This window comes from Pseudoxanthomonas sp. (assembly GCF_035999195.1).
Lineage (GTDB): Bacteria > Pseudomonadota > Gammaproteobacteria > Xanthomonadales > Xanthomonadaceae > Pseudoxanthomonas_A.
Window position 1 is genome coordinate 746,504 of sequence record NZ_DASYGY010000009.1, and the last position, 22,171, is coordinate 768,674.

The window sequence follows — 22,171 nt, forward strand, 5'->3', positions numbered from 1 at the left end:
CGCTCAATCCTGTTCGTTGGGCATCAACAGCCAGAGGATCAGGTAGACCAGCATCCCCGGGAATGCCGCCGACGCGATCGACACGATCACGAACAGGACGCGCAGCAGTGTGGAACTCCAGCCGTAGCGATGCGCGATGCCGCCCATCACGCCGGCGATCATGCGGTCGTTCAGCGAGCGGGCGAAGGGTTTGGAGGTCGTGTTGTTCATCGCCAGCTACTCCCCTCGGTGGTCTGTCCCGAGTCTAGCGCGTCAGCGGACCGGCGCACCTGAACCGCGCAGCGCTTCCAGCCTGGCCTTGAACCAGGCGGCCGCCGGCTGCACGGGCTGGCCGGGACACCGCACCTGATAGGCACGCCCGCTGAGGCTGCTCTTGCTGGCGGCGCGTTCGATGAACAACTCGGCGGTGTCGGCCAGATCGCGCTTGAGCAGGTACTCGTACTTGCGCTGAAGATGCCTGCGCGCTTCCTCGCGTCCATGCCACGTGCCGTTGCGCTGGAACTCGCATGACGAGGCGGACAGCGCGTCCATCAGGCCCTGGATTTCGCGCTTGGCGGTCTGCGACGGCGCGGCCGACACGAGCCCGGAAAAAGCGATCAGGCAGGTGGCGAAGGTGAGGCGTGACAGCATGGGATGAGCCTATCTCAACAGAGGTGAAGGAAGCGCGCTTCTGTAGGAGCGACGTCAGTCGCGACCGCGCGGCCGACGCGCCGACACCCGCAGGCCAAAGCCGAACAGGGAGACCTCGCTCCACCGACTTTCATATCCTGTCGGATCTCGGTCGCGACTGACGTCGCTCCTACAGTAGGCAGTGCGCGCGCTTATCTTGCACGCTGCCCCAGCCAGTGGTGGATCGCCGTCGGCACTTCGCGCTGGGCCCGGCTGGACACGTAGATGCCGATATGGCCGCCCTTGAAGCTCAGCTCGGTGTAGTCGGCGGTGCCCACCACGTCCTTCAGCGCGCGCGAGGCATCCGGCGGCACCAGGTGGTCCTGCTCGGCGTAGATATTCAGCACCGGCATGTCGACGAAGCCCAGGTCCACCGCGTCGCCGCCGATCTCGATGCCGCCCTTGATGAAGCCGTTGCGCTGGTAGAACTGCTTGATGAACTGACGGAAGGCTTCGCCCGCCAGGTCCGGCGAGTCGAAGATCCATTTCTCCATGCGCAGGAAATCCTCGATCGCCCGTTTGTCGTCGAGGATGTCCACGAGTCCCACGTACTTCTGCAGGTTCAGCCGGAACGGCTTCAGCATCAGGTAACAGGCGTTCATCATGTCGGCCGGCACGTTGCCCAGCGCATCGACGAACAGGTCCACGTCCAGTTCGCGCGTCCAGTGCGAGAGCATGTTGTCCGGCGTGTGGAAATCCACCGGCGTGACCATGGTGATCAGGTTCTTGACCTTCTCCGGGTGCAGCGAGGCATAGCACAGCGAGAACGCACCGCCCTGGCAGATCCCGAGGACGTTGATGGCATCGCGGCCGCTGCTGTCGCGCAGATGGTCGACGGCACCGTCGATGAAGCGGTTGATGTAGTCGTCGAGTTCGAGGAAGCGGTCCGAGCGGTCGGGATAACCCCAGTCGATGACATAGACGTCCTCGCCCTGCGCCAGCAGGCCCTTCACCAGCGAGCGATCGTGCTGCAGGTCCACCATGTACGGGCGGTTGACCAGCGCGTAGACGATCAGCAGCGGAATCTTCGCCGTCGGCGCCTTCTCGCCGATGAACCGGTACAGCACGACCTTGCCGTCGCGCCAGACCTCCTGCTTCCGGGTGGCGCCGTAGTGGACGTCCTCCACCTCCGGCAGCGTATGCAGCCCGGCCGACAGCTTCTGCGTCAGCGTGGTGGCTTCCTGCGCCAAGGCTTCGGGGCTGAAGTTGAGCGGTCCGTTCATTTGCCTTTACCCCGTTTCGCCTTCTTGCCGGCCTTCGGTGCCTCGACGCCCGCGGCACGCGTGGCGTTTCGCGCCACCCAGTCCTTCATGGAGACGACCGCCGTCGCCTTGGCAACGGGAGCGGCGGTCTTCTTCGGTACGTCCCGCGCGGGCGATGTCTTCGGCGCCGTCTTGGCGACCGTTTTCTTCGTCTTGGCCGTCTCCTTCGGGGCGGCGCGGGTCGCCGTCGCCGCCGGTGCCCGCTTGCTTGCCACCGGCGCCGCCGCCGGAACGGCGCGGCGTGCAGACTTCTTCGCTGCCGGCTTCCTGGCCGCCTTGCGCGGCTTGGCCGCGGTCTTGGGCGCTGCCGCCTTGCGACGCGCAGGCGCCCGCTTCTTCGTTGCTTCCGGTTCCGCTGCGACGGGCGCGGATGCAGGCGGTGCCTCGACGACGACCGGCGTCTCCACGGGGGCCGCGGCGCGCGGCGCCGGTGCGCGGCGAGCGGGGGCCGCCTGCGCACGCGTCAGCTTTCGCAGCGCGCGCTCCAGTTCGACGATCTTGCGGTGGGCAGAATCGACTTCCGTCCGCGTCGGCATGCCGAACTGCGTGCAGACCTGCTCGACTTCGCGCTGCACGCCGAGGCGCAGCCGCGCCTGCGCGTTGGCCAGGCCACCGTACGCATGACGGAAGTCGTCGGACATCGCGACCTTCGCGTATGCCTCTTCGGCCGCGTCGATCCAGAGATCGAACAGCGCGCGGGCATTCTGCAACTGGCGGCCGGGTTCGGCATGCTCCTCCAGCTTGCGCTCGAAGCGCGCGAACGCATCCTGCGCCACCTGCAGCATGAGCTGGTCGTACTCGCCGACCTGGCGCTGGTAGTCCTGGTAGGCCTGCGCCAGATGCTGCCAGCGCTCCTGGTGTTCGCGCGACAGGCCGAACGTGGGCAGGTGCATCCAGCGCTCGCCGTCGCGCTGCAGGTTGTCCAGCCACGGACGCATCTGCTGCATCCAGCCGTCCAGACCATGCGCGCCGCCCTGCATGCTGCGGAAGATGTCGGCGAACGGATTGTGCGCGGGCGTCGGTTCGGCCATGCCGAGCGCCGAGCGCCACGCGCGGCCGATGTCGGTGGCGTCATGGTCGCGGCCGCTGAACTGCGCGGCGACCTGCTGCATCTGCCCGAACCACTGGCTCGCCTGGCGCTGGAACCGGCCCACGGCCTCATCCACCTGGGGCTGCCCGCCGGGCACCAGCTTCGACCACCAGTCGACCGTCTGCTGCCAGCCCGGCGCAGCGCCGGGCATGGACATCGACGGCGTGGCGCCGGCCTGCCGCAGGGCATCGCCCCACAGGCTCCAGTACTGCTGGGCGACGGATTCGAAATCGCCCGGCCACGGTGGAACGGAATTTGCCATGTGCCCTCCTGTCCCGACCGATTCTAGCCGCGGCCGGCGGCGCGTGCATGACGCGCCCTCACCTCACGGCTCAGGGCTTGGGAATGCGCAGCGTCTTGCTGATCATCAGCGTGCCGGACACGGCGTACAGCAGCACCAGCGGGTGCAGCAGCCAGGGCCCCAGCTTCACCTCGCCCAGCCACAGCTGCGGGCCCACGTGGCCCAGGTACGCGGCGATGGCCAGCAATACCACCAGCAGCAGGCTGGTGGGAATGGGCGTGCCCTCGAAGAACTTCACCTTGTCGCCGCCGTCGGCCAGCGTCTCGGCGGTGACGTTGTAGCGCGCCAGCCGGCTCACACCGCAGGCCACGAAATACGACAGCACCAGCCAGTCCCAGCCGCCCTGCATGCCACAGGCATAGGCCAGCGCGGCCGGCGCCACGCCGAAGGAAATGACGTCGGCCAGCGAGTCCAGTTCGCGCCCCAGTACGGAGGCCTGCTTGCGCCAGCGCGCCACGCGACCGTCCAGCGCGTCGAGGATGAAGGCCAGCGGGATCAGCGCCATGCCGATCATCAGGTCGCGCAGGATGCCTTCCTGCAGGAAGCGCATCGACGCGAACACCGCGCCGGTGCCGCAGAACGCATTGCCCAGCGTGAACCAGTCGGCCAGCTGGAAGTCGCGGATCATCGAGAAGTGTCGGGACATGGGGGCAGTCGTGACCGAGGATGGCCTACAGGGTAAGCGGAACCGGGTGAAACCGTTGTGGGCACCTGTTTCTCCGGTGTGGGAGCGACGTAAGTCGCGATCCAACGAAGTCCGGATGGATGGAATCCCTCCAGATGCCTCCCGCGACACCGACGATCCGTTCGCGACTTACGTCGCTCCCACAACGGCGATCACCTACCTCGGAATCGCCAGTTGGCTGGCCTCAACGCTGCCCGCGCCCCGCGGCTGCGCGCTGATCAACGCATTCGCCGGCAGTTCGCGGCGGCCATCCAGCGTGGCATCGACCTGGTCCAGCGCGGCATAGACATAGGGCAGCAGAGGAACGTAGCGCGCACCGTACGCCGGCAGCGCCAGGAACCCGTCGAAATGCTGCGCATTGCGTACCTGCCAGTAGCGCACGTCGGGATTGGCGGCACGCGCCGCCGCGACGTAGGGCGCGCTGGAGAACGCCGGCGGCACCAGTCCATCGTCCAGACCGTGGATCACCACCACCGGACGGCGCGTCTTCGGGAAGCGCGCTGCCGTCTGTGCGACCCCCGCCTGCACACGGCGCGCGTCATCGCTGCTGCCGTGCTGCAACGCGCGCAGGCACTGCAGTCCGGGCAGCGGGAAGTCGGGAGCGGCCAGCTTCGTGTCGACGATGCCGACCCCCGCGCCCGGCGGAATACCGCTGCCTTCGGACCACCACGCGGCGCGCTCGGCGGCCGTCGCGGCGCGCGCAGTAAAGTCGGCGTTCTGCGCCGAGAACGCGAAGCCACACGGATGCTCGCCCACGCCGTAACGGCCGTAGGCGGACGCGTACGTCACCGCCACCGCCCGCCACAGGTCGAAGCCCACGCTCAGCGCGCCGGCGACCAGCGCCTCGTCGGTCCAGCCGTTCGCCTTAAGCTGCGCGCGGGCCGACGCGGCCTGCGCCTTCGCATCCGCGCCGGTGACGAGCCCTGCCGCCTTCAGCGTGGCGCAGCGCGCCGTCCACAGCGGTTCGACCTGCGCACGCAGCGGCGGCTGCGGCAGGGATTCCGCCGGCAGGTCCAGCAGCGCGCACGGCATCAGCAGCGCGGCCTCGGTGGTGTAGTCGTACAGCGAACGCGCGCCGGGTGCATCGGCGGCGTAGATGTTCGGTTCGCCGGCGACCACGGCGTCCAGCCAGCCGCCCTCTTCCTCGCTGGCACGCAGTACCGCGCCGCCACCGTTGGAGATGCCGACCGCGATGACGCGCGTGTTGTCGAAACGGAACGGCGCCGCCTGCGGGAAGGCCTGGTCCAGCGCAGCCAGCGCGAATTCGGCCGCCTGCTTCACGTGGCGGCCCCAGTCCGCCTCGGGATTGTCCTTGGAATGCGCGTGCTTGACCGCCACGCCACTGGCGCCGACCGGCGCGTCGGGCGTGAAGGCGAGCGTGTCGACCCCGAGTTCGCCGATCGTGCCGTCCTCGCGCGCGCCGCGCTGGTCGGTCAGGTCGAAGTAGTCCGTGCCGGCGCCCTTGTCGGTGTAGGCGACCGCACAGCCCTTCGGCAGCGCCCATGGCGCGGCGACCGCGATGGCGCCGTAGACGCCACGCGAGCCGGACGAGGCCGTGACCACGACGCAGCGCTTCGTCGCATCGAAATTATCCGGCACCTGCACCAGCACGCGGTGCGGCTGCTTCGCGCCGGCGACCGTCGCCAGCGCCGAATACTCGCGGCCGGGCACGCTGGCCACGTTGCCGTAGGCCTGCCCGTAACCGCCGGTCGGCGACAGGTCGGCGATGCCGCGCCAGTTCGCCCAGATCGCGCGGCGACGCAGTTCGGCCGGGGTCGGGTTGGCGGGATCGGCGAACGCGGGCGCCGCCATCGCGCGCAGGCCGTCCAGGCCCAGGCCGGCGGTGAGCAGGTCGTCGCTGCCACGGTGCTCGGTGACGCGCTGGGGCTGGATCATGTGGGCCACCGCTTCAGGCTTGGAGGGGGCGCTGCTGCAGGCCGCCAGGGCCGCGCCGAGCAACACACCACAGGCAATGCGCGTCTTCGCGTTCATGCGTGGAAAGCGTCCAGGGTTCCGGTCAGTGCCATGAAACTACCCTCCGCGGGAAGCGCCGTCATCGTACTTTGGTACCACGAACCGCGCGCGCCTGCCTGCTACCCTAGCGACGACACGCAGGAGTTCCCCCATGCAGCCCACCCACACCCTCCTCATCACTGGCGCGGCCAGCGGCATCGGCGCCGGCATCGCCGCGCAGCTGGCCGAAGCCGGCCGCCACGTCATCGTCAGCGACCTCAACCTGGAGGCCGCCGAAGCGGTCGCGGCGCAGATCCGCGCTGACGGCGGGTCGGCCGAGGCGGTCGCACTGGACGTCACCTCGCAGGACAGCATTGACGCCGCACTCGCGGCGATCTCGCGCCCCATCGATGTGCTGGTCAACAACGCCGGCCTGCAGCATGTGTCGCCGCTGGAGGAGTTCCCCATCGAGAAATGGGATTTCCTGGTGCAGGTGATGCTGGTCGGCGTGGCCCGACTGACCCGCGCCGTGCTGCCCGGCATGCGCGAGCGCGGCTTCGGCCGCGTCATCAACATCGGCAGCATCCATGCGCTGGTCGCCAGCCCGTACAAGAGCGCCTACGTGGCGGCCAAGCACGGGCTGGTCGGCTTCTCCAAGGTGCTGGCGCTGGAAACCGCCGACACCGACATCACCATCAACACGGTCTGCCCCAGCTACGTGAAGACGCCGCTGGTGGACAAGCAGATCGCCGACCAAGCGCGCACGCGCGGCATCTCCGAGGCCGACGTGGTCAGCCAGGTGATGCTGAAGCCGATGCCGAAGGGTGTCTTCATCGGCCTGGACGAACTGGCCGGCATCACTGCCTTCCTCACCTCGCCGGCCGCCCGCAACATCACCGGCCAGACCATCGTGGTGGACGGCGGCTGGACCGTGCAGTGAGGCGAGTGGATAGTGGAGAGGAGTGAGGAGTGAGTCAAAGCCCAGCTCCTCGCGGTTGCCTTTCCTCACTCCTCACTTCTCCCCACTCACCCCTCACCTGATGCCTAACCTGCTGATCGCCGACGACCACCCGCTGTTCCGCGCCGCCCTGCGCGGTGCCGCGGCGGATGCCGTGGCGCAGCTGACCGTGCGCGAAGCCGAATCGTTGGACGGGGTCATCGCCACGCTGGAGGCGCACGACGACATCGACCTGGTGCTGCTGGACCTGCACATGCCGGGCAACCACGGGCTCGCGGGCCTGGCGGCGATCCGCGCGCAGTTCCCGGCGGTCGCGGTGGTGGTGGTGTCGGCGAACGACGATCCGCGCGTGGTGCGCCGCGCCCTGGACCACGGCGCGGCCGGCTACCTGCCGAAGAGTTCCGGCCTGGACGAGCTGCGCGATGCGATCCGCAGCGTGCTGGCCTGCGAGCAGTGGCTGCCGGCGTCGCTGCGCGGCGCCGTAGCGCGATCCCAATCGTCCGCGCACGACACCGAACTGGCCGGCCGCCTGGCCAGCCTGTCGCCGCAGCAGTTCCGCGTGCTGACGCTGGTGGCACAGGGGCTGCTGAACAAGCAGATCGCCGACCGCCTCGACGTGCAGGAACGCACCGTCAAGGCGCACCTCTCCGCCATCTTCGACCGCCTCGGCGTGCGCAATCGCACCCAGGCCGGCGTGGTGCTGCGCGAACTGGAACTGGCGGATCCCGCGCGGCAGATCGAGTAAGCCAGACGCTGTCATTCCGGCACGGACCGGGCCGTGGGGAGCGGTCATCCTCACGAACGTCCTCCCAGCGCACGCTGGCATCCGTTGGGCCTTCTCGGTCGCAGTACCCTGGATACCCCGGGAAGCAAAAACAAGATGGGTCCCAGCGTTCGCTGGGACGACGGCTGAGGATCCGTCATCCCGGCGCAGGCCCTGACCCAGTGTCTTTCGCTTCCCATGCCCAGCGGAGATGAAAATCGCTGGGCCCCGGCATTCGCCGGGATGACGTAACCAGGTCACCGTTCAAGACGTCATCCCAGCGAACGCTGGGATCCATTTGGCCTTTGCGGTCGCAGTGCCCTGGATACGCCGGCAAGCAAAAGCAAGATGGGTCCCAGCGTCCGCTGGGACGACGGCCGCGGGACCGTCATCCCGGCGCAGGCCGGGACCCAGTGTGTTTTTCTTCCCGTGCCCAACGGAGATCCAAGTCGCCGGGGCCAGGCTTGCGCCGGGATGACGACACGCCGGCATCGCGTGAAACCTTCAGCGCCGCCAGCCTGCTATTGGGGATGACCATAAATTCGCCACCCATCTTGACAGCCTTGCGTCGCAACGCGTGCCGACGCTTATCCACATGTTGGTCGACAGGCCATCCACATGCCGTGTGGACAACCCCGACACCGGCCTGTCACGTACTGGTCAAATTTTCGCCACCCATCTTGACAGGCTTACGGCACAAGGCGGCGGCGCGGTTATCCACACGGTTTCCCACGCGCTCTCCACATGGCGTGTGGACAAGCGGAGGGCGTGGAACACGCGCCGCCTCACTGTAGGAGCGACGTGAGTCGCGACCGTGGACTCGCGGCGACCTGCTTCATGGAGGACACGGATCGGAAGAAACGGGATCCGCGGCATCCCTGCTCATCCAGCATCTGCTAACCGTCCTGCATTCCGGTCGCGACTCACGTCGCTCCTACAGGGCCGAGCAGCGCTGACTCAGATCCGCGAGTAACTCCACGACACCATGCGGCCGTCGCGGTACGGCATGACGCCGTGGAAACTCCGCGGATCGCCGTCGAACACCAGCGGCAGGAAGTGGCGGTCGCCGTCCCACAACGGCAGGTCCATGATCTTCTCCACCGGCACCCACTCCAGTGTGCCTTCGGCATTGGTCTCGAACGGGGTGCCGCTGTAGGCGGTGATGACGAACAGGAAACCCAGCCAGTCCTCGCCGTTCTTGCCGAAGCCCGGCCAGCTGATCGTGCCGCGCAGCGTCATCGCATCGCAGTCGATGCCGGCTTCTTCATGGATCTCGCGGCGCATGCCCGCCACCACATCCTCGTCGCGCTCGATCTTGCCGCCCAGGCCGTTGTACTTGCCCAGGTGCTGGTCGTCCGGGCGCGCATTGCGATGGATCAACAGCACCTGCGAGCGGTCGGGCGACAGCACGTATCCGAGGGTGGCGACGATGGGGGTGTAGGGCATTCGCGGGATCCATGACGACGAAGGTGCATTCTAGCGTCGGCTGTTGTGGGAGCGACGTAAGTCGCGATGACACCTCCGTGCGCCCGCGTCGCGACTTACGTCGCTCCCACATCAGACACCCGCGCTGCCAGCAACCGGTCCAGCACCGACTTCAACGCCAGGGGCCGCACGGGCTTGGCGAGCAGCGGCAGATCCGCATCGCGCACGGCACGACGCACCGCGTCGGTCTGGTCGGCGCTGAGGATCAGGCAGGGACGGTGGCCATGCGATCCGCGCAGGCGCCCGGCCAGCGCCACGCCGGTGTCGCCATCGTCGAGGTGGTAGTCGAACAGCCACAGATCGGCCAACTGCGTACGCAATGCGGCGTCCGCTTCCACGCCGTCGCGGGCGACGGCGACCTGGCATCCCCATCCTTCCAGCACCTGCCGCAACGCGGACAGTGCGGCGGGATCGTTGTCCACCGACAGCACGCGACGACCTGCGAGCCCCGGCTTGCCGGGCGGCGCGGGCACCGGCGCCGGCGTGGCCACCCGCGTCACGTCGACGGCGAACACGGCGCCGCGCCCCACCCGGCTGCGCAGCGACAGCGGCGCCTCCAGCAGGGCCGCGATGCGGTCGGCGATGGACAGGCCCAGGCCCAGTCCCTGCCCCGGCACGTCCTCGCCGCGCCGGAACTCCTCGAAGATCCGCTGCTGCTCGGCGTCGGCGATCCCGGGTCCGGTGTCCCACACTTCGACGCGCAAGCGGTCGCCGCGACGTCGCACGCCCAGCAACACGCCGCCACGCGCCGTATAGCGCACCGCATTGGCCAGGAAGTTCTGCAGGATCCGCCGCAGCAGCTGCGGATCGGTATGCACCCAGGCCCGGGTCGGCACCATGGCGAACGACAGGCCGCGCTCGTGCGCCAGCACGCGGAACTCGGAGGCCAGCGGTTCCAGCACCTCCATCAGCGGCAGCTCGCGCGGCTCCGGCACCAGGCCGCCGGCTTCCAGCCGCGACATGTCCAGCAGGCCGGTCAGCAGGTCGGTGGTGGAATCCAGCGCGCCGCGCACCTGCAAGGCGGTTTCGCGCTGGTGCGCTTCCGGCAGCTGCTGCGACAACGCATCGGTGAACAGTTGCGCCGCGTGCAACGGCTGCAGCAGGTCGTGGCCGATCGCGGTCAGGAAGCGGCTCTTGGCATCGTTGGCGTGCTCCGCCTCGCGCTTGGCGGTTTCCAGCAACGCGGTGCGCTCGGCCACGCGCTGCTCCAGCGTCTCGTTGGCCTGCTTCAGGGCCCGCTCGGCCCGACGCGACGCGGTGACGTCGGTGTAGGTGGCCACGAAGCCGCCGCCCGGCATCGGATTGCCGCGGATCTCCACGATGCTGCCGTCGGGGAACACGCGTTCGGTCAGGTGCGGCGTGCCTGCGCGCATGAACGCCAGCCTCCGTTCCAGCGCACGCTCGTCCTGGCCGCGCTGCGGCATGCGCTGCAACGCCCAGCGGGTCAGGTCGGCGATCGGCCGCCCCACCTGCAGAACCTCGGACGGGAAGCCGAACATCTGCGCGTAGCGCCGGTTCCACGCGACCAGCCGCTGCTCGCGGTCGATCACGCTGATGCCCTGGCTCATGTTCTGCAGTGCCGCCTCCAGCACCTGCTGGTTGAAACGCAGGTCCTGCGAGACCTCGCCGACGATCGCCGCCACGGTCTCCAGGTCGCCGCTCTCGCGCCGCGCCGCATCCAGCAGCAGCCGCGCCGAGGCCGAACCCAGCACGGCCGCCAGTTCGCGTTCCAGCCGCGCCTCGATCGGCGCCGGCACCGGACCGCTGCGCGGCGCATCCGACAGCAGCTCCTCCACGCGTTCGCGCGAGAGGAAGCGACGACCGGCATCGCGCAGCGTCTTCGCATCGAACCCACGGCTGTCGGCACGACGCGGCGCGCTGCCCTGCCAGCCGGTCACCAGGAAGGTCACCGCCGTACCCAGGAACAGGCTGACGCCCACCGCCCGGCCCAGCCGGCTCCAGCCCGTCAGGCCGAAGAAGCCGTCCGGCGACAGGCCCGCGATGCCGAAGGGCCCCGCCTGCAACCAGGCCGGCGCCACACCGCGCGCATCCATCGCCACAGGCAACAGCAGCAGCCACATCCAGACGGCGAAGGCGGCGACGATGCCCGCGATCACCGCGCGCGGCGGCGTCTGCGGACGCCAAATCGCGAAGCCGAGTGCGGGCGCGAGCGTGGCCAGCGCCGAAAACGACACCGCACCGACATCGGCCAGCGCGTCGTTGCCGGCCACCAGCCGGCTGTACGCCCACGCCAGCAGCATCACCGCCACGATGCCGATGCGCCGCTGCGCCAGCACCGCGCCGCGCAGGTCGCCACCGCTGCCACGCAGCCAGCCGCCGCGCAACAGTCCCGGCGCCAGCCAGTGGTTGCCGATCATCAGGCTCAGCGTCAGCGTGCTGACCACCACCATGCCGGTGGCTGCGCTCAGGCCACCGAGAAAGGCGAGCAGCGCGAGCCCCTGGTGGCCTTGCGACAGCGGTAGCGCCAGCACGTAGAGGTCGGACGGCACCGCGTCGCCGAACATCGCCCCGCCGGCACGCGCCAGCGGCAGCAGCGGCGCCGCCATAAGCACCATGTACAGCGGGAACAGCCAGCGCGCGGTGCGCACATGGCGTTCGTCGCGGCACTCCACCACCCCCACGTGCACCTGATGCGGCAGGGTGAACATCGCCAGCACGCCCAGCGCCACCAGCGGCAGGAAGCCGTAGGTCGTCGATGGCGGTGCCTGTACCGGCGGTACGTCCGGCAGTTCTGGCAAGCCCCACCAGACGAACAGTCCCAGCGCCAGCATCGCCGCCAGCTTGAACAGCGACTCGAACGCCATCGCCAGGATCAGGCCGCGGTTGTGTTCCACCGCACTCGCGCGGCGCGTGCCGAACAGCATGGCGAACACCGCCATCGCCAGCGCCACGTACAGCGCACTGTCCTGCCACGCCGGCAAGGCATCGTTGCCGGGCGAACGGGTCAGCAGCGCGAAGCTCATCGCCACCGCCTTCAGCTGCAGCGCGATGTAGGGAATCAGGCCCAGCGCGGCGACCAGCGTCACCGTCGCCGCCAGCCAGCCATCCTTGCCCAGGCGCGTGGCGATCAGGTCGGCCAGCGAGGTGGCGTTGGACTCGCGCGCCATCCGCACCAGCCGCACCAACAGGAACGCGCCGAACACGTACAGCAGGATGGTGCCGACGAACGTCGGCGGCAGCGGCCACCCGTAGCGCGCCGCCTGCGTCACCGTGCCGAAGAACGTCCACGACGTGCAGTACACCGCCAGCGACAGCGCATAGATGTAAGGCCATTGCACCGCCAGCACCTGCGGCCGCCGCTCGGCATACAGCGCCGAGCCGAACAGCACACCCAGCCACAGCAGCCCGGCCAACACCACCATGCCCACGCTCAGCATCCTGACCCCACCGTAGCGTGCGCCATGCGCACGACCTCCAGATGCCTGACTCCACGCAACGACAGCCCTAGGCGACCCAACCCCGCATCACGGCTCGAACCCGGACGATGCATGAAGGGTTCGGTGGTCGTGCGCATGGCGCACGCGACGGGACAGGAGGACATGCGCGCGAGCATAACGCAGCAACGGCGGGCTTTCGCCCGCCGCTGCCGTTCCCGCATGATTGCCCTGCGCGTGCTCAGAAGTCGTAGCGCGCGGTCAGGCTGTACTGGCGCGGCGGGCCGTAGAAGCCGGACAGCACACCCAGCGCGGCCTGCAGGTTGTAGCCGGTGGTGCGGTATTCCTCGTCGGCCAGGTTGGTCCCCTGCAGCGAGAACGACCACGCGTCGTTCGCGCGCCAGACCACACCCGCGCCGAGCAGGCCGTAGCCTGGCTGCTTGATCGCCTCGCTGAGGTCGGTGGTGGGATAGACCTCGGACTGGTAGGAGTAGGTCACCCGCGCGGAGAGGTTGCCGCCATTGGCGAGGTCGGTGCGGTACTCCACGTTGAGCGCACCGGAGAATTCCGGGGCATTGGTGAAGTACTGCGTGTCGGCGACATTGACGCCACCGGTGATGAACTCGTCGTACTTCGCATCCAGCCAGGCCAGGTTGCCGCTGATCAGCCAGTTCGCCGTCGGCAGGAACTGGTATTCCACTTCCACGCCATTGACCGTGCCCTTGCCGGCATTGGTGAAGTCGCCGAAGAACTGCGGATTGCCGTTGCCGTCGATGTACTGCGTGAACACCGACAACTGGATGTCCTCGTACTTGTTGTGGAACGCCGACAGGTTCAGGAAAAGGCGCTGGTCGAGGAACGACATCTTGCTGCCCACCTCGAAGCTGTCGACGCTCTCGTCGTCGAACGGCTCGCCCGAGCGCGGCACCGCCGTGGTATTGGCGCGGATGTTGTAGCCGCCCGACTTGAAGCCGCGCGACGCCAGGCCGTACACCATGATGTCCGGGGTCACCTGGAAGTCCAGCGACACCTTGGGCGAGACGTTCTTGAAGTTGATGGTCTTGTCGAAGTTGGCCGCCACCACCCCGTTCGGCACCGTGAACGTGGCATTCGTGTAGCCGATGTTGTAGGCCACCGCATGCTTGTCCTCGTCGGTGTAGCGGGCGCCGACGTCCAGCTTCAGTCGCTCGGTCAGGTCGAACGTCCAGTCGGTATAGACCGAAAGGCTGCTGGTGTTCACCACGCCCTGGGTATCGCCGAAGCTCAGGCCGAAGAAGTTGTTCAGCACCTGTCCGCCGGCATCGCCGTCGAAATGGTAGATGCCGACCACGCCGCGCGCGCGACCGCCGCCGTCGTAGTTGGCCTGCACTTCGTTGGTCACCTGGCTGTCGCTGTAGAACGCCTTCACGTCGGCGACCGGGAACGGCGTCATGTCGAAATCGATATTGGTCTCGGTATCCGACTCCCGCTTGGCCACGACGTACTTGAACGCCCAATCCTCGTTGGGACGCCAGTTCACCGTCGCCGACAACCCCTTCATCTCGGTATCGTTGACGTTCGGCATGGCGCTGTAGATGTCGTAGCGGCTGTCCATCGGCGTATAGGCCGACAGGCCCGGGAACAGGAAGTTCGCCGTCGGGCTGGTGTTGGCCGACAGCAGCTTGCCGCCGCGCACGCCCGACTGGTCGTCCAGGTAGTCGAAGGCGAACTGCACGTCGAAATCGTCCTGCGAGTACGCACCCAGCTGCAGGCGGACCGCGTTGATCTCCTTGTCGCTGATCTCCTGGCCGTTGAACCTGTTCTCGCCGAAGCCGTCACGGTTCATGCTGGCCACAGCCACACGGCCACGCAGGCCACTGTCCTTGCCGCCGATCTCGCCGCCCAGCGCCGCCTTGACGTCCAGCTGGTTGTAGTTGCCCACGGTGACCGAGGCGAAGCCGGTGGTCTCCTGCGGCAGGCCGCGCGAGATGTACTTGATCGCGCCGCCGATGGTGTTCTTGCCGTACAGCGTGCCCTGCGGGCCGCGCAGCACCTCGATGCGCTCCACGTCGAACACGTCCAGCAGCGCGCCCTGCGGGCGCGCGATGTAGACGTCGTCCAGGTAGATGCCCACGCCCGGGTCCACGCCCCACAGCGGATCGGCCTGGCCCACGCCGCGGATGTAGGCGGTGACGGTGCTGGTGGAGCCGCGCGCCGCGTACACGGTCAGGTTCGGCACCTGCGCGTCCAGATCGCCCAGATCCTTGATGTTGAGCTTGTCCAGCGTCTCCGGCGTGAACGCGGTGACGGCAACCGGGACGTCCTGCAGGGTTTCCTCGCGCTTGCGCGCGGTCACCTTGACCGAATCGAGCGTGGTGGCGTTGGTGGCTGGCGACGCGGTGGCCGGTGCGGCGTCCTGCGCCCATGCCAGCGGCATGGACGACAACAGGACACAGCCGATGGCCAGGCTCAGGTGCTTGCGCTTCATGGGTCTCCCCCTCCCGGGTATGACATGGCGGCGGACGGAGGCCGCCGATTGCAGCGAACACTAGGGCCCGGGCCGCGCGGGCGGCATCGTACCTTCGTACAGTGGGCCGGGCACCGGGCCGCTGCCGATACTCGCCGCACCGAAACCGGCGCTTGGCCGAGGAGTGCTGGATGTCGTTCCTGATCGTGCTGGCCGCGCTGTGCTTCCTGATGTTCGTGGCCTACCGCGGCTACAGCGTCATCCTGTTCGCGCCCATCGCGGCGCTGGGCGCGGTGCTGCTGACCGATCCGTCGCTGGTCGCGCCGATGTTCACCGGCCTGTTCATGGACAAGGTGGTCGGCTTCCTGAAGCTGTATTTTCCGGTCTTCGTGCTGGGCGCGGTGTTCGGCAAGCTGATCGAGATCTCGGGCTTCTCCAAGGCGATCGTGGCGGCGACGATCCGGGTGGTCGGCGCCCAGCGCGCCATGCTGTCGATCGTGCTGGTGTGCGCGCTGTTGACCTACGGTGGCGTGTCGCTGTTCGTGGTGGTGTTCGCGGTGTATCCGTTCGCGGCCGAACTGTTCCGCCAGAGCGATATCCCCAAGCGGCTGGTACCCGGCACCATCGCGCTGGGCGCCTTCACCTTCACCATGGATGCGCTGCCGGGCACGCCACAGATCCAGAACATCATCCCCACCTCGTTCTTCGGTACCACCGGCTGGGCCGCGCCGGTGCTGGGCACGATCGGCGGCATCTTCATCCTGATCGTCGGCATGAGCTATCTGGAATGGCGCCGCCGGGTGGCCGCCCGCAACGGCGAGGGCTACGCCGGCAAGGATGAACTGCGCAACGAACCCGAGCCATTCAAGGGCGATCGCCTCGCGCATTCGCTGATCGCCATCCTGCCGCTGCTGCTGGTGGGCGTGGCGAACCTCCTGTTCACCCGCTGGATTCCCGGCTTCTACGGCGAAACTCAATCGTTCGTGCCGGCGGTGATCGGCAACCCGGCGCCGGTGGTGCAGGAGGTCTCGAAGGTCGCCGCCATCTGGGCCGTGCAGGGCGCGCTGCTGGTCGGCATCGCGAGCGTCATCCTGTTCGCGTGGAAGCCGGTGTTCGCCAGTTTCGCCGAGGGCACGAAGAGCGCCATCGGCGGCGCGCTGCTGGCCTCGATGAACACCGCCTCCGAGTACGGGTTCGGTGCCGTCATCGCCGCCCTGCCCGGCTTCCTGGTGGTGGCCAACGCGCTGCAGGCCATCCCCGACCCGCTGGTCAACGAGGCGATCTCGGTCACCGCGTTGGCCGGCATCACCGGCTCGGCCTCGGGTGGCATGAGCATCGCGCTGGCGGCGATGGCGGACAGCTTCATCGCCAACGCCAACGCAGCAGGCATCCCGATGGACGTGCTGCATCGCGTGGCCTCGATGGCCTCCGGCGGCATGGACACCCTGCCCCACAATGGTGCGGTGATCACCCTGCTGGCGGTCACCGGCCTCAGCCACCGGCAGTCCTACAAGGACATCTTCGCCATCACCCTGATCAAGACCACCGCCGTGTTCGTGGTCATCGGGGTGTTCTACGCCACCGGTTGGGTCTGATGCTGCGCATGGCGTGACCGGCCTGTGCGCGCGGTCGCAAACGGCATGCGGTTCTTGGCCAATACTTCCCGCACTTCGGGGAAGTCAGGGAAATCCGCATGGCGTACTACACCGTCCCGTGGCGTCGGCTCTTCGCGCGCGGGTCATGGCGGCGCAAGACCGTCGGCACGCGTGCCCGCCTCGACGCCCGCGTCGCGGCAAAACCGCAGGCGGCCCCTCTCACCCTCGACGCCCAGGTCCGGCAACGGCTGAACCGCCTGTACGGCTGGAAAGGCGGCGAACGCGCCAGCCCCAAGGACACCACGCCCGCGCCGGAGCCGGCAGCGGTCGCCGCCGAGAGCGGCGGCCGGGTGATGATGGGCCAGTCGAACCCGCGCCTGGTGACGATGGCGCGCCCGCCGTTCGCGGTGCAGGCGCTGAACAACCTCAGCTACGGCGCGACCGCCACCACCGTCGCCGAATTCAACGCGCTGGGCAGCAACGACCGCCAGCGGCTGGCGAACTACGTGGACTGGCAGCTCGCCTGGGACGCGATCGACGACAGCGCCGTCACCAACCGCCTCAACGCCGGCGGCTACACCACGCTCAACAAGTCGCTGAGCCAGCTGTGGGCCGACCATGTGGTGGCGGATCCGGAGTACGGCATCCGCATGCGCCCGTCCACCGAGGTGCAGCGCGCGGCCTTCGTGCGGGCGGTGTACTCGCGGCGGCAGCTGCGCGAGGTGCTGGTCAACTTCTGGCACGACCATTTCAACGTGCAGGGCACCGAATTCAGCATCGGCCCGGTGTTCGTGCACTACGACCGCGACGTGATCCGCGCCAACGCCAAGGGCAACTTCCGCACCCTGCTGGAGGCCGTCGCCCAGAGCACGGCGATGCTCTATTACCTGGACAACATCAGCAATTCGCGCTCGGGCCCGAACGAGAACTTCGCCCGCGAGTTGCTGGAGCTGCACACCTTCGGCGCGGAGAACTACCTGGGCTTCATGGACCCGTTCCAGGTGCCGCCCTGCCCCGAGGACCCGACCTATCCGATCGGCTACACCGACATCGACGTCTACGAGACCTCGGCCGCGTTCACCGGCTGGTCGGCCAAGAACGGCCACTGGCAGTTCCCCAGCGAGAACGACGGCACCTTCGTTTACCGCCAGTCCTGGCACGACGCCGGCCCCAAGTTCCTGCTCGGCATGCTGGTGTACCCCGAACAGCCGGCGCTGAAGGACGGCCGTGACGTGCTGGACCGCCTGGCCAGCCATCCGCGCGTGGCCAAGTTCATCTGCAAGAAGCTGATCCGCCGCTTCATCAGCGACACGCCGAAGCAGGCGCTGATCGACAGCGCGGCGGCGATCTTCCGCGCCAACTGGCGCGCGCCCAACCAGATCGAACTGGTGCTGCGCCACATCCTGAATTCCGACGACTTCATCAACAGCTTCGGGCAGAAGAACCGCCGTCCGTTCGACTGCGCGGTCGCCGCCATGCGCACGCTGGGCGGCGACTGGACCATCCGCCCGGACCACGGCCGCAGCGGCGACTTCATGTGGCTGTACGGCTTCACCGGCCACACGCCGTACAACTGGGCGGCGCCGAACGGTTATCCGGATACCGGACTGGCGTGGTCGGGTTCCAATTCGTACGCCATGACGTGGCGCCTGCTGGGCTGGTTGACCGAAACCCGGGACGGCGAAGTGCCGCTGCATCCGATCGTCGACACCACGCGCGCCAACGTGCCGGTGGCGAACTGGACCGCCAGCAACCTGGTGACCTTCTGGTGCACGCGCATCCTGGGCTACCAGCCCGAGGCCGCGCGCAAGCAGGCGCTGGTCGCCTTCCTGGCGCAGAACGGCGACCCCAACACCTACGTCATCACCGACACCAATACCTGGCAGGGCAGCGACCTGAAGCGGCACTACAACCACGAGCGCCTGCGCAGCACGGTGGCGCTGATCCTGATGACTCCCGAATTCATGAGCCGCTGAGGCCCCGATGACCGACTTCCGACTGACCCGACGCGAGTTCGTCAAAGGCTGCGGCGCCGCCGCCATCGTGGGCACCACGGGCGCCAGCCTGATGTTCGCCGATCCCGTCGACGCTGCCGTCAACAGCTACGACACCGTCGTGCATCTGTTCCTGCGTGGCGGCATCGACGGCCTCAACCTGGTGGTGCCCATCGACGGCGTGGACCGCGGCTTCTACGAGGAAGCGCGCCCCAGCCTGCAGATCGCCACCAGCGGCGCCTACGGCGCGCTGCCGCTGACGCTGTCCGGCGGCGCCGGCACCGGCTTCGGCCTGCATCCCTCCGCCAGTGGCCTGCGCGACCTGTGGAACGACGGCAAGATGGCCATCGTCCACGCCTGCGGCATGGCGACCACGGTGACCCGCAGCCACTTCGATGCGCAGCTGTACATCGACCTGGGCACGCCCGGCAAGTACGGTTCGCCCACCGGCTGGATGACGCGCGCGTGGGAAACGCGGCCGAACGGCAGCGGCACCCTGCCCGCGCTCGGCGTGGGCGGCACGCAGCCGGCCGGCCTGATGGGCGCGATCGACGCGATGACGATGAGCAGCCCGGGCGACTTCTCGCTCAACACCACGGCGTGGAGCTGGCAGCGCACGCGCAGCGATTCGCCCAGCGGGCTGCGTGGCGTCAGCGAAACCGTGGCCTCGCTGTGGAACGGGCCGTCCGGCATGGAGGTCAATGGCCGGCGCGCCGACGGCGCCCTGCGCCTGATCGGCCAGCAGGGCTACGCCAGCCTGCCGGCGACCTGGCCCAACAACAATTTCGCGCAGCAGCTGTGGACCATCGCGCAGACCATCCGCTTCAACCTGGGCCTGCGCTACGCCACGCTGGATCTCGGTGGCTGGGACACGCACGAGGGCCAGGGCACGGCCGGCAGCGGCTACCACTACTACCAGAACAAGATCGCCGAGCTGTCCGCTGCGCTGTCCGCGTTCTACGCCGAACTCAACGGCAGCGGCGAAATGGCGCGGGTGACGGTAGTGGTGCAGTCGGAGTTCGGCCGCCGCGTGCGCGCCAACGCCAACGGCGGCACCGACCATGGCTACGGCAATCCGATGCTGGTGCTGGGCGGCCCGGTGAACGGCCGCCGCTTCTATGGCAGCTGGCCGGGCCTGAATCCGGAAATCCTCTCGCCCACCTTCGGCGACGTGCCGGTGACCACCGACTATCGCCGCGTGATCTCGGAAATCCTGATCCGCCGCATGGGCAACGCCAACCTCAGCCAGGTCTTCCCCGGCTACACCGGCTACGCCCCGCTCGGACTGGTGCAGGGCACCGACCTGGCGCCGAAGGCGGAAGGCGCGGCGACCACCGCCACCTCGATTCCGTCGCTGGTGGTGCCGGATGCGTCGTCCTCCACGCCGGCGACCACTACCGCCGCCGAGCGCGTCGTGCCCGACTGGCAGCGGCGTGGACCGGTGGACCGGATGCTGGTGCGACGGGAGCGTTGACGTTTTCTCCCGTCTCCGTGCCACACGGAACGGGTTCTGCGCCGCAACACCTGTAGGAGGGGCTTTAGCCCCGATGCTTCTCCTGCATGTGCGCGCCCAGAGATCGGGGCTGAAGCCCCTCCTATAGGCAAACGCGGTAACGCACCCCTTGCGCGCGTGCCACGCCTTCAGCAGTTCGGCTTCCTTCTCGCGGGTGATGACGGCATTGAGCTTGGCCTGGCGCTCGCCTCACCTGCGACGCTGGGGCATCATGACGCTCCTTGGGAGCGTGGCAAGGGGCCGCAATGACCGAAGCCGTACTAGCGTGGCAGGCATTGATCTTCGCGAGTATCGGGCTGACCGGACGGTGGCGAGGCTGGGTCATCGCCTTCTGGGTCGTGTGGACGATCATCCAAGTCGTTGCCTTGCCGTTGAGCCTACTGCAATTCGGCACCATTGCGGCGGCCGCGGCACTCTTCGGGTCCAAGCACCCCGCGAAGCAGTCGCCACCTGCTGAGTCGAAACCACAACTCAAGCCACCGGTCGCCGCGACACCATCTGCCTCATCGGCAGCTACCAACAAATCCTCGCTGGCCAAATTCGCATCGACCGCAGATGCTTGGGCGCGAAAGGCGGACGCATGGTCTGCCGAAATACAGCGCAAGTCAGCCGAACGACTGCAAGAACAGCATTTCCGACTTGAAGCCGAGCAACAGATCAAGACAGAAGGCTTCAGTTGCGCCCTGGAAGAGCGCGTGATGAGAGAGGCATTCGCGCGCGACCAGCAACTGACCCACGAAGTTCAAACGGAACTGGCGAAGGATGCCGTGCTAGCCAAGTTGTATCGCGCCGCCTTGGGTGAGAGGGAGCGCTTGCCGAAGGGGGTCGGAGAGCGGCAACTGACCGAGCGGTACGCATTGGAAGCTGCACGAACCGAACGCGGCACGCTCGACAAGATCATCGACGAGGGACCAGACTACCGACGTCACTACTTCGAGTCACGCAAGCTGCTCTCCGCGCTCGATGCGGAGTCGTCGGACGGTGAGGCGCACCTCATGCTGTACGGTCGCCATCTCAACGATTGGCTGGCCGAGGTAGAGGCGCTAAGGGGATCGCCGAAAGCACCAAGACATTCAGCGGCAATCAGCGCAGAAGCTTTGTTCGGCCGCTTGGCGGCACCGCAGAGCGTCGCGGCACTGTCGCTGGGTTCCTCCAAGGCTCCTATGGCGTTGGTTCGAGAAAAGGAGCCGGGGGAGCCGACGGCATATGTGACTCGTAACACCTTCAAGCGGGTGGGCAAGAGTTTGCGCCCTGCCGAGCTCTCCATCGACGTGGTTTTCGCGTACATCTACAAGAACAGCCTGCGCGCGCTCCTCAACGATACGGAAGCTCGGCGCCTGTACGTGCTGCGGTGCCTGCTGCAAGGTAAGACCGGCCAACTGACCACGTCGGAAAAGACCTTTTCGCCCGGCTACGTATTCAGCATCAGCCCATCGAAGTTCCACGCTGCACCTACCTGCGAGTACCTGAAGGCCGACTTCATCAACTATCTTGTGCCGCCCGAGATCAAGGTACAGGGACCGGAACGGGTACGTGAGTTCCAGCAGTTCTGCGAGGACAACAAGCATCTGCTCAAGGACAAGACGCCGGAGGCCTTCTGGGCGCATGTCGGGACACGCTTCAGGATCAGTAGCCACCCCCGGCACGTGCAGTACGCCAACAGCGGGGTTCAGGAGCTGGCTCGCGGCATGGGCGCGGCCGAGCTGCAGGCGCAAATCGAAAGTGCAGTTGCTGAGGCCGAGAGTATGATCGTGGCGGGCACTGGAGGAGGGATCGTTGCCAACCTCCGATACTCGCCCAATCCAAAGCGAACGTTGGAGTCGATCGGCGACCGCAGGACCAGGGAACTCGTACAGAAGTTTTTCGATCTGAAGCGCAATGTGCTCGACTTTTTGTTCGAGTTCTACAGCCGCGAGAGCGACAGGGAAGATCTGGCGCTCCCGGTGCCACTGCTGGAATCTTCGGGCCTGACGCCGTGTCGGCGCTGCTGGAACGCAGGCGCGACCTCGCAAACGGCGGCTACCCACCCGCATTCAAGATAGAAGAGAAATGCTTCGCACCC

General features: G+C 67.7%; 15 protein-coding genes. 6 read left to right on the plus strand and 9 right to left on the minus strand.

Features of this window, described 5'->3' with window-relative positions:
* Positions 1–3: 3 nt before the first annotated feature.
* The 6 genes from VGN58_RS10665 to VGN58_RS10690 form a co-directional block, all read right to left on the minus strand.
* Complete coding sequence (locus VGN58_RS10665; protein ID WP_327483217.1) at positions 4–210, minus strand: PspC domain-containing protein; 207 nt, start codon at positions 208–210, stop codon at positions 4–6.
* Between the two features lie 42 nt (positions 211–252).
* On the minus strand, positions 253–630 hold the full coding sequence (locus VGN58_RS10670; protein WP_327483218.1) for a DUF5329 domain-containing protein: 378 nt from the start codon (positions 628–630) through the stop codon (positions 253–255).
* Between the two features lie 191 nt (positions 631–821).
* Entirely contained in the window at positions 822–1,892 is a 1,071-nt protein-coding gene (locus VGN58_RS10675) for a class III poly(R)-hydroxyalkanoic acid synthase subunit PhaC (RefSeq protein ID WP_327483219.1), read from the minus strand.
* Positions 1,889–3,283 (minus strand): class III poly(R)-hydroxyalkanoic acid synthase subunit PhaE, encoded by a 1,395-nt coding sequence (gene phaE / locus VGN58_RS10680; RefSeq protein ID WP_327483220.1) that lies wholly within the window; start codon positions 3,281–3,283, stop codon positions 1,889–1,891. The genes VGN58_RS10675 and phaE overlap by 4 nt, the downstream gene beginning before the upstream one ends.
* Before the next feature lie 70 nt (positions 3,284–3,353).
* Entirely contained in the window at positions 3,354–3,968 is a 615-nt protein-coding gene (locus tag VGN58_RS10685; protein WP_327483221.1) for a CDP-alcohol phosphatidyltransferase family protein, read from the minus strand.
* Between the two features lie 195 nt (positions 3,969–4,163).
* Entirely contained in the window at positions 4,164–5,999 is a 1,836-nt protein-coding gene (locus VGN58_RS10690; RefSeq protein ID WP_327483222.1) for a 3-hydroxybutyrate oligomer hydrolase family protein, read from the minus strand.
* 133 nt (positions 6,000–6,132) lie between these two features.
* Here VGN58_RS10690 and VGN58_RS10695 point away from each other — a divergent pair, with 133 nt between their 5' ends.
* Complete coding sequence (locus tag VGN58_RS10695; protein WP_327483223.1) at positions 6,133–6,900, plus strand: 3-hydroxybutyrate dehydrogenase; 768 nt, start codon at positions 6,133–6,135, stop codon at positions 6,898–6,900.
* Between the two features lie 100 nt (positions 6,901–7,000).
* On the plus strand, positions 7,001–7,663 hold the full coding sequence (locus VGN58_RS10700; RefSeq protein ID WP_327483224.1) for a response regulator transcription factor: 663 nt from the start codon (positions 7,001–7,003) through the stop codon (positions 7,661–7,663).
* Between the two features lie 975 nt (positions 7,664–8,638).
* Here the strand turns inward: VGN58_RS10700 and VGN58_RS10705 are convergent.
* From VGN58_RS10705 to VGN58_RS10715, 3 genes are all read right to left on the minus strand, one after another.
* Positions 8,639–9,127 (minus strand): 8-oxo-dGTP diphosphatase, encoded by a 489-nt coding sequence (locus VGN58_RS10705; protein ID WP_327483225.1) that lies wholly within the window; start codon positions 9,125–9,127, stop codon positions 8,639–8,641.
* Between the two features lie 95 nt (positions 9,128–9,222).
* Complete coding sequence (locus VGN58_RS10710) at positions 9,223–12,564, minus strand: hybrid sensor histidine kinase/response regulator (protein WP_327483226.1); 3,342 nt, start codon at positions 12,562–12,564, stop codon at positions 9,223–9,225.
* Positions 12,565–12,802: 238 nt separating this feature from the next.
* Complete coding sequence (locus tag VGN58_RS10715; protein WP_327483227.1) at positions 12,803–15,028, minus strand: TonB-dependent receptor; 2,226 nt, start codon at positions 15,026–15,028, stop codon at positions 12,803–12,805.
* 170 nt (positions 15,029–15,198) lie between these two features.
* On the opposite strand from VGN58_RS10715, the gene VGN58_RS10720 reads away from it, so the two are divergent.
* The 4 genes from VGN58_RS10720 to VGN58_RS10735 all read left to right on the plus strand — a co-directional run bounded on the left by VGN58_RS10720 (position 15,199) and on the right by VGN58_RS10735 (position 22,151).
* Positions 15,199–16,602, plus strand: coding sequence for a GntP family permease (locus VGN58_RS10720; protein WP_327483228.1), 1,404 nt, complete (start codon positions 15,199–15,201; stop codon positions 16,600–16,602).
* Between the two features lie 98 nt (positions 16,603–16,700).
* Positions 16,701–18,578 (plus strand): DUF1800 domain-containing protein, encoded by a 1,878-nt coding sequence (locus VGN58_RS10725; RefSeq protein WP_327483229.1) that lies wholly within the window; start codon positions 16,701–16,703, stop codon positions 18,576–18,578.
* 7 nt (positions 18,579–18,585) lie between these two features.
* The gene (locus VGN58_RS10730; protein WP_327483230.1) at positions 18,586–20,070 is read left to right on the plus strand and encodes a DUF1501 domain-containing protein; all 1,485 of its coding nucleotides are present in this window, start codon (positions 18,586–18,588) and stop codon (positions 20,068–20,070) included.
* A gap of 284 nt (positions 20,071–20,354) precedes the next feature.
* Positions 20,355–22,151, plus strand: coding sequence for a hypothetical protein (locus VGN58_RS10735; RefSeq protein WP_327483231.1), 1,797 nt, complete (start codon positions 20,355–20,357; stop codon positions 22,149–22,151).
* Positions 22,152–22,171 lie beyond the last annotated feature (20 nt).